At 53.0% G+C, this 12,956-nt stretch carries 10 protein-coding genes and 1 tRNA gene; 4 read left to right on the plus strand and 7 right to left on the minus strand.

The genetic code is table 11. The features are described 5' to 3' along the window. Positions 1-3: 3 nt before the first annotated feature. A tRNA-Leu gene (locus PUV54_RS10815) sits at positions 4-90 on the minus strand. Positions 91-473: 383 nt separating this feature from the next. Here PUV54_RS10815 and PUV54_RS10820 point away from each other — a divergent pair. Further along, a complete protein-coding gene (locus tag PUV54_RS10820; RefSeq protein ID WP_274492251.1) occupies positions 474-1,445 on the plus strand; it encodes a complex I NDUFA9 subunit family protein in 972 nt (323 codons plus the stop codon). Here PUV54_RS10820 and galE read toward each other — a convergent pair. The 4 genes from galE to glmS all read right to left on the minus strand — a co-directional run bounded on the left by galE (position 1,442) and on the right by glmS (position 6,573). Beyond that, positions 1,442-2,476 (minus strand): UDP-glucose 4-epimerase GalE, encoded by a 1,035-nt coding sequence (gene galE, locus PUV54_RS10825; protein WP_274492252.1) that lies wholly within the window; start codon positions 2,474-2,476, stop codon positions 1,442-1,444. The genes PUV54_RS10820 and galE overlap by 4 nt on opposite strands. Beyond that, positions 2,473-3,522 (minus strand): mannose-1-phosphate guanylyltransferase, encoded by a 1,050-nt coding sequence (locus tag PUV54_RS10830; RefSeq protein WP_274492253.1) that lies wholly within the window; start codon positions 3,520-3,522, stop codon positions 2,473-2,475. Before PUV54_RS10830 ends, galE begins: the two co-directional genes overlap by 4 nt. Then, the gene (locus tag PUV54_RS10835) at positions 3,519-4,670 is read right to left on the minus strand and encodes an AGE family epimerase/isomerase (protein ID WP_274492254.1); all 1,152 of its coding nucleotides are present in this window, start codon (positions 4,668-4,670) and stop codon (positions 3,519-3,521) included. Before PUV54_RS10835 ends, PUV54_RS10830 begins: the two co-directional genes overlap by 4 nt. A gap of 76 nt (positions 4,671-4,746) precedes the next feature. Next, positions 4,747-6,573: a glutamine--fructose-6-phosphate transaminase (isomerizing) gene (gene glmS / locus PUV54_RS10840; protein WP_274492255.1), complete on the minus strand. Its 1,827-nt coding sequence runs from the start codon at positions 6,571-6,573 to the stop codon at positions 4,747-4,749. A 175-nt stretch (positions 6,574-6,748) separates the two neighbouring features. Between glmS and PUV54_RS10845 the strand changes: the two genes are divergently transcribed. From PUV54_RS10845 to PUV54_RS10855, 3 genes are read left to right on the plus strand one after another with little or no spacing between them, the layout of a single operon-like run. Continuing rightward, on the plus strand, positions 6,749-7,330 hold the full coding sequence (locus tag PUV54_RS10845) for an ATP-dependent zinc protease family protein (RefSeq protein ID WP_274492256.1): 582 nt from the start codon (positions 6,749-6,751) through the stop codon (positions 7,328-7,330). Then, positions 7,320-8,864, plus strand: coding sequence for a UUP1 family membrane protein (locus PUV54_RS10850; protein WP_274492257.1), 1,545 nt, complete (start codon positions 7,320-7,322; stop codon positions 8,862-8,864). Before PUV54_RS10845 ends, PUV54_RS10850 begins: the two co-directional genes overlap by 11 nt. Positions 8,865-8,866: 2 nt before the next feature. Next, complete coding sequence (locus tag PUV54_RS10855; protein ID WP_274492258.1) at positions 8,867-9,802, plus strand: alpha-L-glutamate ligase-like protein; 936 nt, start codon at positions 8,867-8,869, stop codon at positions 9,800-9,802. Here the strand turns inward: PUV54_RS10855 and PUV54_RS10860 are convergent. Both PUV54_RS10860 and PUV54_RS10865 read right to left on the minus strand, forming a co-directional pair. Beyond that, positions 9,794-11,416, minus strand: coding sequence for a GMC family oxidoreductase (locus tag PUV54_RS10860; protein ID WP_274492259.1), 1,623 nt, complete (start codon positions 11,414-11,416; stop codon positions 9,794-9,796). The two genes, PUV54_RS10855 and PUV54_RS10860, sit on opposite strands and share 9 nt — an antisense overlap. A gap of 4 nt (positions 11,417-11,420) precedes the next feature. Further along, positions 11,421-12,869 carry a coniferyl aldehyde dehydrogenase gene (locus PUV54_RS10865; RefSeq protein ID WP_274492260.1) on the minus strand — a complete coding sequence of 483 codons (1,449 nt, stop codon included), beginning with the start codon at positions 12,867-12,869 and terminating at the stop codon, positions 11,421-11,423. Between the last annotated feature and the right edge of the window lie 87 nt (positions 12,870-12,956).

Consider the following 12,956-nt stretch of genomic DNA (forward strand, 5'->3'; position numbering starts at 1 on the left):
AAATGGTGCCCAGGAGAAGACTCGAACTTCCACGACCGTAAGGCCACTGGCACCTGAAGCCAGCGCGTCTACCAATTCCGCCACCTGGGCAGGTGAAGGACGGCTGACTTACGAATGCGCGCGCGCGATGTCAATTCGGGAAAAGCGGCTCAACGGCGTGGGCGCCGCGCGATTATTCGCGCGCTTGGCGCAGGACCTGGAGGTCTCATAGCGCCAGGCCGTCAACGCCCCCCACCGGGCCTGCCAGACGAAACGCCGTTGACGGGCCTTTATTGACGTGATCGGCGCGCCCGTCCCGCCGAAACTTGCCGAACTGGCCGCTAAGTCTGTTTTCTCTAAGCAAACAAGGCGCCATAAGGCTGGTTAACAGTGACGCTGCGGCCTATCGGACGATTGTCCGGCATGAGAAATTCAGATAGGTCCATACTGATTTCGCTGGCGAAACCCGCCAGACGTGCGAGGAGACAGAAGACGTGGCGACGGGAAAATTAGCGGTTGTTTTCGGCGGGTCCGGATTTGTCGGACGCTACGTTGTGCGAGAGCTTGCAAAGCGGGGGTGGCGCGTGCGTGTGGCTGTACGAAGGCCGCACCTGGCTCAATTTTTACGTCCCATGGGCTCCGTTGGCCAAATTCAGTTGAAGCAATGCAATGTGCGCCACCGTCCATCCGTGGCTGATGCGCTGCATGACGCTGACGCGGTAATTAATCTTGTGGGCTTGCTTCATCAAACTGGAGCGCAAACCTTTAACGCCGTTCAAAGCGCGGGCGCGGTGGCGATAGCGGCGCTCGCGAAAGAGGCGGGCGCTGAAACCTTCGTCCATATCTCGGCAATTGGCGCAGATGCTGAGAGCGACAGTCTTTACGCACGCACGAAAGGCGAGGCAGAGCTTGCCGTCAAAAATGCTTTCCCTGAAGCCGTAATCATGCGTCCGTCTATTGTTTTCGGTCAGGAAGATTCTTTCTTCAACAAATTTGCGAACCTAGCAAGGCTGGTTCCTGCCTTGCCGCTGATCGGCGGTGGGAAGACAAGATTTCAGCCCGTCTATGTGGATGATGTGGCTGATGCTGTTTGCGAAGCATTGGTCCGGCCCGATGCGAAAGGGCGAATTTTTGAACTCGGCGGACCTCGTATTTATACTTTCCGTGAATTGATGGAATTGATGTTGCGGGAGACGGGGCAAAAGCGATTGCTGGCGCCTGTTCCATTTCCTGTTGCGTCATTGATAGGGTTTTTCGCTCAAATCGTTGGCCGGTTGCCATTTTTGGAGCCGGTGCTAACGGCTGATCAGGTGAAGCTGTTGAAAAAAGACAACTTGGTCGATGACAGTGGTGCGGTCGGCGTTTTGGGCGATCTAGGGATTGATGCGCAAACAGTGGAATCGGTTTTGCCGGCCTATATGGTGCGATACCGCAAATATGGGCAATTCACCAAGCAAGCCGCCTAAGAATTGTAACCATCCGGGTTTTTGCTTTGCCAGCGCCAATGGTCAGCACACATATCATCCAGTGTCTTTTGCGCCTGCCAGCCAAACAACTCTTTCGACAGACTTGGATTGGCAAATATCTCAGCAATATCGCCGTCCCGTCTAGGGGCGAACTCAAATGGAATTTCCCGGTTGGAGGCGCGCTTAAAAGCAGCAACAGCTTCTAGAACGGAATATCCAACGCCGGCGCCGAGGTTCACATCAATCGCGCAACCTGATGTCTGTTTAGACAAATAACCTAGTGCTGCTGCGTGGCCTCTGGCGAGATCGCAGACATGAATATAGTCTCTGACGCCGGTTCCATCACGTGTTTGGTAATCGTTTCCGAAGACCTTTAATGTATCGCGTTTACCGACAGCGACCTGCGCAATAAATGGGAAGAGGTTGTTGGGAACGCCGTTCGGGTCCTCACCAATGCGACCTGATGGATGGGCCCCGACCGGGTTGAAGTATCTTAAATTGGCGATGCGCCATGACTTGTCGGCTATCGCCAAGTCTTTGAGCATTTCCTCGATGAAAAACTTTGTGCGGCCATAAGGGTTTGCCGGCGCTGTTTTCCCGTCCTCGTCAACGGGATTCGGGTTTTCTTCGCCATAGACCGTTGCCGAGGACGAGAACACTATTGTTTTTGCATGAGCGTTCTCAAGAGCCTCGACGAGCGTTATCGTCGCTTCAAGGTTGACCCGATAATAGCGTATTGGTTCTTCAACGGATTCCCCGACGGCCTTTAAACCCGCGAGATGAACCGCGCCATCGGGCTTAAAGGTTGCTACAGCCTTCTTGATATCGCCTTTGTGTGCGGCGTCGGCAAGGTCGCGTTCCAGCAATACAACTTCGCCGTTGGCTAACTCCTGAATGCGACTGACCGCTTCAGGGTGCGAGTTTGCAAAGTTATCGATGATCAACAGCGACGCGCCCTGGGACAATAATTCGACGGCCACATGACTTCCAATATAACCGGCTCCACCGGTAACAACGATGCGCTGGCTCATAACAAGTCTTCCCGGCCGCGTTTTTTAAGTTCCTCGACAAGCACTCGTACGTCCTGTGCGTTATCCTTGCGGGCTACCAGAACAGCATCAGCGGTTGCAACGATAATCAAATCTTCGACGCCTATGGCGCCGACTATAGGCCCACCTGAATGAACCGTAACGTTATCAGCGTTGTGAAGAAGATGCTTGGACTCCGATTCGCTCATCACTTCACTCCAGCTTCCGATGTCGTTCCAGCCTATGTCGAGCGCAGGAACTATTGCCGCCCGATCCGTTTTTTCCATGATTGCATAGTCAAGTGAAACGCTGGGGCAGGCTTTGAAAGCCGTGTCTTCAAGCAGATGCGCATGCTCAAGGTTAGAGCAATGTTCAAACGCTTTGGATGCATGTACTGCAACTTCAGGTGCTTGTGCCGAAAATTCATCTAGAATCGTTTGCGGATTGAAGAGAAACAATCCAGCGTTCCAGTAGTATCCACCGGATGTTAAATAGCCTTGTGCGGTTTTGGCGTCTGGCTTTTCCTTGAACGTATCAACGCGCAAGACATCGTTGGTCAGCTTGCCGCCGCATTTGATGTATCCATACCCGGTATGCGCATGGGTCGGCTTGACGCCAAAAGTGACGATAAAGCCTTTTTGCGCAGCCTCAGCGCCGTTTAGGATTGCATCCCTAAACTTCTGACTGTCGCCAATATAATGATCAGCAGGAGATAGGAAAATGACCGCATCGGGATTGTTTTGTTTCGTCCAGGCTGCGGCGACAGCCGCAACGGGGGCGGTGTTGCGCGGGCTTGGCTCGAGTATGATGTCGGCGGGTTGAATATTGATTTCAGAAAGTTGTTCAGAAACGATATCTGCGTGGTTTTTTCCGGCGATGATCAGCGGCGCTGTGAATATGTTGTTATCGTCAATTAAGCGCAACACCGTATCCTGAAACAAGGTATGCTTGCCCGCGAGGTTGAGAAACTGTTTGGGACGTGCGCGGCGCGATAGGGGCCAAAGACGCGTGCCGGAACCGCCTGACATGATGACCGGCTGGATTTTCATTGCGCATTATCCATCGTTTCAAAACGTTCTGTTTCAGTTACGGCTTCAAACAAGTGATAAAGGATGCTGGCGGGCACGCCCTGCGCTAATGGTGCGCCTTTTGGGTCAAACTCATCAATCCATAATCCACATATGTCAACGTTCAAATAGGATGCAAACAAGTCGTTCATAAGCGATGAACTTCTCGACTTGGCTTTCTCATCGCCCCATTTTCCTTGCACGCAACTGGCTTTTATATATTCCGTCTGTGGCCAAAGCCGGAGGTTGGACTGATGATTTGGATCTTCAATATCGATGCGGTCATAGACAAAGCCGTAAAAGCCAGGATTCTCTCCCAGAATGGCGCTATGCTTGTATAAATTATTCCGTACATGAGAAAAATCAGCACCCGCCAGTTCTTCCCAGTTCGATAGCAACCAGACCCATTCAAATATGTGCCCTGGTTCCACTATTTTGTTCTGTTTTAAGCCGCTTAAATCGTCATTGAAAAATTCAATTATGCTGCCGTTATCTGAATCATAAAAAGCAGGAAAGCAGTCGTTTAAGATTTTCGCAGCGCTATTCAAAAATCTATCTTCACCTGTTGCGCGGGATAATGCCATAAATGCTTCGAACAGATGCATGTGTGGGTTTTGGCGGCGCGGTAGCTCTTTTCGGTCGCTTTCAAGCCAGCCACCATGCGGGGAGGCGAGTTCACGATCCAGAAACGCCAGGGCTTGATCCGCGAGCGCTATGGCCCGTTCGTCTTTTGCGGCCTCCCAGCGTGATGCGCAAGCAAGCAGAAGGAACGCCTGATCGTAGAGATCGCGTTTGTCATCGATAATCTCGCCATCGTCATCAATTAGGTGAACGCACCCGCGCTCACCGTTGTCGGGACATGCTTTTTCAAGAAAATATTCGAACCCTTTTGCCGCTAGCGATTCTGCATCGTTGTGCCAGCCGCGGATGCCCGCTTGCGAGAATGTATGGATTTGACGGGTCTGGACGCGCACTCGTCTAGACCTGCCAGCCGATGGCGTGGCGTCGAAATTCAGCGCTTCGTAAAAGCCGCCTCGCTCGTTATCGTAGCCTTGCTCAAGCCAAAGAGGCAGGGCGTCATCAACGAACCAGCGTTTGAATTTGTTACTGGCCTCAGAAAACGCCGTCATCATTGCCCGTTATGTTACGTCCGTAGTGTAAATAGCTCTAAATCGCCCTGTTGCCGTGGTCAAACAAACGGGAACATCATTCTACGGTGACCGACTTGGCGAGGTTTCGAGGCTGGTCCACATCCGTTCCCTTCGTTGTTGCTGTGAAGTAGGCGAGTAGTTGCACAGGAACTGTATAAACGATCGGCGCCAGCATGGGATGAGTTTGCGGCGTTTCAATTGCGGCCCACGTTTTGCCGCCTGCTTCTGCGATGCCATCTTTGCAGGAAACCATCAACGCCTTGCCGTCCCGCGCCATGACTTCTTGCATGTTCGAAACAGTTTTTTCGAAATGGGCGTCTTTGGGCGCAATCACCACGATGGGCAGGTTTTCATCGATCAGTGCAATTGGCCCGTGTTTTAACTCGCCCGCAGCGTACCCTTCGGCATGAATGTAAGAAATTTCTTTGAGCTTTAACGCTCCTTCGAGTGCGATTGGATAGGAGACGCCTCGGCCAATATAGAAAATACCAGTTGCCTTGGCGATATCACGGGCGATGGTTTCTATTTTGTCGCTCTGTTTTAGCGCTTCAGAAACAAGCCGTGGAATTTCCAGCAGGCTTGTGACGAGTACCGACTCTTCTTCAGCAGTCAGTGTTCCACGGATGCGGCCCGCTGCAATAGCAATGCAGGCAAGTGAAACAAGCTGGCAGGTAAATGCTTTTGTTGAAGCAACCCCAATTTCTGGGCCTGCCGCCATCGGAAAGATGATGTCTGCTTCGCGTGCAATTGACGATTCCGCAACATTCACTACTGTCGCGATCTGCTGACCGTTAGCACGCGCGTCACGCAGTGCTGCAAGCGTGTCAGCGGTTTCGCCGGATTGCGATATAAAAAGTGCGCCGCCGTTTTTCGTCCATGGCACATCACGATAGCGCAGTTCAGAGGCGACATCGATTTCGATCGGCAGTTTTGCCCATTTTTCAAACCAGTATTTTGAGACCAAGCCCGCATAATAAGCGGTGCCGCATGCAGTGACCGTCAATCGATCAAGTTTTGCGAAGTCAAATACGCCATTGGGCAGCCTGACTGTTTTTGTTGACGGATCCACATATCTGGAGATGGTGTGGGCGATCACTTCCGGTTGTTCATGGATTTCTTTTGCCATGAAGTGACGGTGACCCTCTTTATCGACGAGTCCCTGCGAAGCTGATGAGATAACTTCCTGGCGTTGAACCTTGGCGCCGGCTTCATCGCGCACATCGATGGAGTTTCGCGTCAGGACCGCCCAATCACCTTCTTCTAGGTAGGTAACGCGGTTGGTAAAGGGCGCCAGCGCGTAGGCGTCTGAACCCAGATACATCTCGTCATTACCCCGGCCGATCGCTAAAGGACTGCCTTTCCGGCCGCAAATCATAAGGTCGTCTTCGCCTGAGAAAATAGCTGCAAAAGCAAACGCGCCTCGCATTCGGCCTATGGCTTTTTTGAACGCTTCAACAGGCGCCATATTTTCCGTCTGTAGATAATAAGTGATCAGTTGCGGACAGACCTCGGCGTCGGTCTCTGATTCGAAGACAATTCCTTTGTCTTCAAGTTCGCGGCGAAGTTCTGCGAAATTCTCGATGATGCCGTTATGAACGACAGCAACACGCTCCGTCATGTGAGGATGCGCATTTGTTTCATTTGGAGCGCCGTGCGTGGCCCACCGGGTGTGGCCAATGCCTGCGATGCCTGGGAGGGGGGTAGCGGAGAGCGCCTCATCCAGGTTCGATAGCTTCCCTGGCGCGCGGCGGCGGGCGAGGCGCCCGTCATGAAGGGTCGCGATACCGGCCGAATCATAGCCGCGATATTCAAGGCGTTTGAGGCCCGCTATGATCTGTGGGGCTACCTCTTTCGACCCTAAAATGCCAATAATGCCGCACATTTCCCGCTATATCCCGTCATTTGCTGCTGAAGAGCTTAAAGTTGGCCTCGTAACGTTCTATTAAAGCAAAACCACGGCCAGAAAACGTCGTAAAGGGGTGATTTTGGGACCGGGCCGGACTTTCCATTTGTTAAGCCTCGCCGACGCCTTGAGGCAAGCCAAGCCTGTTTACTTTATGACCCGCTTTGATATTCCGACGCCGAACAAACTACTGGCTAATGCCGGAACGGAGATGATCAGCATGCCATTTCGATTTGCGCTCGTTTTCTCTTTTATGCTTGCGACCGCAGCTGCTGCGGCGGACGAGGACGTGCGTGGCGAGCCGGTTACTTTGGGCTTCATCGAGAATGTCGCAGTGGGCAATCTCAACCTGGAAATGAAGGGGAAACTGGACACCGGCGCGGACACGACATCGGTTCACGCGTTTAATGTAGAAGTCTACAAACGCGGCAAACGAGACAATTGGGTGAAGTTCCGTCTGGTCGGCAAGGACGGCCGGTCCATTCGTTACGACCAGAACGTCATCCGTTTTGCGAATATCAAAACCAAGACGGGCGGTACGATCAGGCGTCCGGTTATTCATCTTCCGATCTGCATCAACGGCAGAAGGGGACGGGCCGAAGTGAACCTCGCTGACCGGGGGGATTTTGAATACGACATTCTAATCGGGCGCGAGTTCCTGGCCAATCGAATCCTCGTCGACTCCAGCCGGACCTTCATGGCCGAAGAAGAATGCGGACCAGTAGATGAAGATTAATCTTCGGCATGCGACGATCCTGGGCCTTGTCCTGATTGTCGCCGGCGCAGTCATTTTTTTGATCAAGTCGTCAGTTCTGCACTACCCTCTGTCACCAGGCGAGCGCACGACTTTATGGGACTTCGAGCTATATCTTGAGTTTGAGGGGCGCAACGAGCCCGCTAGAATAGAAGCTTACATTCCTGCTGGAGATGTCGAACGCGCCTTTCCGCAGGAAGAGTTTTATAACGGCTCCTTCGGGCTTAGCCTGATTGGTGAAAACGGCACACGAAACCGCAAGGCTGTGTGGACCTATCGATACCCTGCGGACAAAAAGGTCCTGCGCTACGCGGTACAAACGCTGGGTGAAACTCAATCCACGCCATTGCCGCTAGCGTTTCGGGAATCTGAACCTCAAATTATTCCATTTGAAGCCGATGAGGTGAAGCGGCAGGCTTTCATCGTCTGGTCCGGCAATCTCCGTCAGCGCTCAGCCGATGATCAATCATTTGCGGACCTCGCTTTAAAGTCAGTTTTTGAAACGCGCGCCGACAACGAACAATATGCTGACGAAGTCGCCGCGTTGCTGGACGAGGGCGAGGGCGTAGTTGGACGGCTAGTGCTTGCGCAACAGCTACTGCAATCGCAAGGCGTGCCGGCCCGCATAGCCGGCGGCGTTTATCTTTCAGATGAGCGGCGGCGATTGGAAACAAGACGCTGGCTTGAATATCACATTGATGGTGAGGATTTCCGGTTTTTTCCTAGTGATGCGCCGGACCGGTTCTTCACTATATGGTATGGACCGAGGCCTCTTGTTTCGGCTGATGGCGTTGATGATCTGGACGTGCAAATCGCATTGCGGTCTCTTGATACTTCAGCATCGGCAGTAGCTGCGAACACTCCCGGCCCGCTGGGTGATTTTGGACGCGCCGTTGGCTTTGGCGCATTGCCGCTAACAACGCAGCTTGTTTATCAAGTGCTCATTACCATTCCCGTAGGGATTACTATTCTCGTTTTCTTGCGCCAGTTCATTGGGTTTAAAACCCTTGGCACTTTCATGCCGGTATTGATTGGCATCGCCTTTCGCGAAACGGCTCTCCTCAACGGCGTATTGCTTTTTACTTTACTGGTGGCGCTTGGGCTGACGCTCCGGTTTTATCTGGAACGTTTGCACCTCCTTCTGGTTCCCAGACTTGCGGTGGTCTTGATATTCATCGTCATGACTATGGCTGGGATCACGGTGTTGATGACGGGCGCCAATCAAGCAATCGGTCTTTCCATCTCGCTCTTCCCGATGGTTATTCTGACCATGACGATTGAGCGCATGTCTATCGTCTGGGAAGAAAGTTCCGCAAGCGAAGCGATTAAACAAGGTTTTGGCAGCCTCGCCGTCGCAGCGATTACTTATCTCGCCATGACCAATTCATACGTAGAATACCTGATGTATCAGTTCCCAGAGCTGTTGCTCGTTCTTATGGGGTTGTGTGTGTTGATGGGGCGGTACACCGGCTTGCGTCTGATGGAGTTGTGGCGGTTTAGGGCGCTGGCGAACTAACGATGTTCAGAACCTATCAGGCCCTGAAGCGAAACGGCGTTATCGGCATTAACGAACGAAATGTTCGCTTTGTAAATTCGCTGAACGCGCGAAAGTTCCTGATCAGGGTTGATGATAAAGAACTGACCAAACTTCTGGCGAAGGATGCGGGCATTCCAACGCCTGAGCTTTACGGCGTGATTAAAAACGCCCGCGACATGAGGCGGCTTGCTGAGTTCATCGATCATTCGGACGGCTTTGTCATCAAGCCCGCCATGGGATCGCAGGGCAAAGGCATCATGGTTGTGGATGGGCCTTTGAAGGGCGGGTGGCGATTGTCATCAGGGCGGCGTACCGACCTTGAAGCGATGAAGTATCAGATCAATAACATGTTGTCGGGCATGTATTCGCTTGGCGGCCAACCGGATAAGGCGCTGATCGAGTACCGCGTGAAGTTCGACGACGTTTTTGGGCAAGTCTCATACAAAGGCGTGCCGGATATTCGAGTGATTGTTCTGAAAGGCGTGCCGGTGTTCGCCATGTTACGCCTGCCAACGGCGGAGTCAGATGGTAAGGCGAACTTGCATAAGGGTGGCGTCGGCGCCGGTATCGACCTTGCGACCGGCCGAACCAAACGCGCCATGCAGCATGATCAGTTTGTGGAAATTCATCCCGATACGGGCTATCCGCTGGAAGATATTCAAACGCCGTACTGGGGCGATATTTTGTTAATGGCGGCGAAGTCTTATGAGATGACAGAGCTTGGCTATGTGGGCGTCGATATCGTTCTCGATCGCGACAAGGGTCCGCTCTTGCTTGAGCTTAACGCACGTCCCGGCATTTCCATTCAGATCGCCAACCGGGTGGGTTTGCGGTTTGTTTTGGATAAAGCCGAGGCGCTGGGACGCGAAGCAAGAACCCCGGAGGAGCGGGTGGAAATTGCGAAAACGCTATGTTGAGGTCGACTTGATAATATCCGCCGCTTTCTCCGCAATCATGATTGTCGGGGCGTTGGTGTTGCCCGAAATGAGGTAGGGCATGATCGAGGCGTCAATGACACGAAGCCCCTCAACGCCCTTTACGCGCAGAGATGTATCCACAACAGCACCGGCATCGGTTCCCATGTGGCAAGTGCCGACCGGATGATAGATCGTATCGGAACGGTTGCGGATGTCTGCTTCTAGCGCGTCATCGTCCGCTGGTTCGTCTAGATAAAGTCGCTTGCCGCGGATACTTTTCATTGCGGGCGCGTCAAAGATGCGCTCAACGATCCGCGCACCTTTTTTCAGCCGCTGCAAATCATCGTCATCTGAGAGGAAGTTCGGATCGATTGCCGGCGACGCCATTGGTTCGGGTGAGGCGAGGCGTACCGTACCGCGCGTTTTTGGACGCAGAACGCATACATGACACGAAAACCCGCTGCCAAGATGTTTTTTGTGGCCATGGTCGTCCACAAGTCCCGTAACAAAGTGCAACTGAACATCGGGTTCTGGCTCGCTGATATCGGTTTTGAGAAAGCCCCCGCATTCTGCAAGGTTTGAGGTGTACGGGCCCTCTTTTCGCTTCCGGTAGGCGTTCAATGAAGAAAGCGCGCTGAGAAACATTCCCGGATGTAATCCGACAGCGTATGGCGATTTCGATTTGTAAAGCGCAATCCAGTCAAGATGATCTTGAAGGTTGCCGCCTACATTCGGGCTGTCCGCAATGACGTCTATACCATGCTCGCGCAAATGATCCGCCGGTCCTACGCCCGAAAGCATTAAAAGCTGCGGCGACTGGAATGCTCCGGCCGAGAGTATAACCTCGCGCTTTGCTGAAATGGTTTTGCGCGCACCCTTTTGAAGGAGGTTTACGCCCTTGGCGCGTTTATTATCGAACAGGACCCGTTCCACATGCGCATCAGTGACGATGGTGACATTGGCCCGCTCGTTTGCCGGGTGAAGATAGGCTTTTGCGGCGGAACATCGTTGCCCGTCCCGTTGCGTGACCTGATAATAGCCCATGCCTTCTTGTGACTTGCCGTTAAAGTCCGGATTGATCGGTAGTTGCAACTCAGCGGCTGCCTGAAGAAAGATATCGGACAACGGATTCTTGTAACGTAAGTCTGCAACGGAAAGCGGTCCGCCGATGCTGTGATGTGCATCCGGCCCGCGGGCGTTGTCTTCTGCCTTCATGAAATAAGGGAACACATCATCCCACGCCCATCCCGGCGCGCCGTTTGCTGCCCAGCGGTCGTAGTCGGCTTTTGAGCCGCGAATATAAATCATGGCGTTGACCGAGCTCGATCCGCCGAGCGCTCGCCCGCGTGGCTGTCGACCTAGCCGTCCATTCATGTGCTGTTGCGGCACAGTATCGAAGTGCCAGTTGGTCGGGCTGTTGTCGCCCAGAAAGGCGAAGCCGATCGGCGCCTGAATCAGTGGGTTATCGTCCTTGCCGCCCGCCTCAAGGACACAAACCGTGACATTCGGATTTTCGCTGATGCGCGCGGCGAGCGTGCAGCCAGCCGATCCGGCGCCTACAATCACATAATCATACTCGCCAAGAGATTCCCGAAACTCTTTATCCGTTTTCATATGCTTATATTATCTTTCGAACGAACGAGAGAATTTTAGAAGTTTTATCGGTATAAGGAGGATGCATGATAGATCCATTTGCGAACCGGCTCTGATAGAATACCGGTTTCATATGCGAGAATGTCGTAAAGCCTGCTTCACCATGATAGGAGCCGATACCGCTTTTGCCGACCCCGCCGAAGGGCAGGTTTTCCTGCGCTACATGCCACAGGGCGTCATTTACCGTGACGCCGCCAGAAACCGTGTTTTGCAGGATATAATCTCGTGCATTGTCGTCTTTTCCGTACCAGTAAAGAGCTAGCGGTCTGTCGCCAGCGTTTACGTGCTGAACTGCTGCATCGGTGGTGTCCGCGGGTAGAATTGGCAGGATAGGGCCAAAAATTTCTTCTTTCATGACGTCAGAATCAACGGGCGGATCGATCATGATTGTCAACGGAAGCTTGCGTTGAGGGTGCAAAGCGTTGGATGAGCCAACTTCCACTATTTTGACGCCTTGATCCCTTACTTTTTCAATCATTGATTTTAACCGAGCGAAATGACGGTCTGATATAATCGACGTATAGTCATCGGTTGTATCAATGGCGGGATATAACTTTCGAGCAGCGCCAGCGATGGCTTCAACCGTTGCATCCAATTTCGCATGAGGAGTCAGTACGTAATCCGGCGCGACGCAGGTCTGGCCGGCATTCAGCATTTTTCCGTACGCGATAGATTTTGCGGCATCCCCGATGTCTGCGCTATCATCGATAATAGCCGGGGATTTGCCGCCGAGTTCCAACGTTACAGGCGTCAGATTTTTCGCCGCCGCCTGCGCAACGCGTGCGCCAACAGCCGTCGAGCCCGTAAACAGAAAATGATCGAAAGGCGTTTCGGTAAATGCCTGTCCGGTCCCTACTCCGCCAGTGACCACGGCGCAGACGGTTTCATCAAATTGCGATGCGATTGCCTGTTGCAAGACTTCACTCAGGCGCGGTGTAAGCTCGCTCGGCTTGATCAAAACACGATTGCCGGCGGCGAGGGCGGCAGCGGCTGGCGCAAGGGCGAGTTGCAGCGGATAATTCCAGGGGGATATAATGCCGACAACGCCAAGCGGTTGAGGCTCAATCCGGCTTTTCGCGGGCAACATGTGCACTGGGGTCGCGACGCCGCGCGGACGCATCCAGTGTTTAAGATGTTTCCTCGCATGCTTTGCGCCCGAGACTGTAACAACGATCTCGGCAACAACAGTTTCGAAAGACGAACGATTGCCGAAATCAGCGGAAATCGCCTCAATAAATTTGTCTTCATTGGTTTCAGTCAAGCGAATCAGAAGGTCCAGACGGTCGATCCTCTCCGAATATGTTGGGTATGGAGCGGCCAAGTAGGCTTGTTTCTGTAGCGAAAAAAGCCGCGCCAACTCCTGTTCACCTTCGGTTTTCTCGCGGTCGGGCGTATGGGCTGTGTCGGCGGGCATGGTACCTCCGATAAACTGGTCGGTTTCCTGTTTGAACTCTAGATTACCCAGTGTTCAAGTCTAGCGTTTTTGGCGCCTAGCTTCGAA

The organism is Hyphococcus flavus (genome assembly GCF_028748065.1).
Lineage (GTDB): Bacteria > Pseudomonadota > Alphaproteobacteria > Caulobacterales > Parvularculaceae > Hyphococcus > Hyphococcus flavus.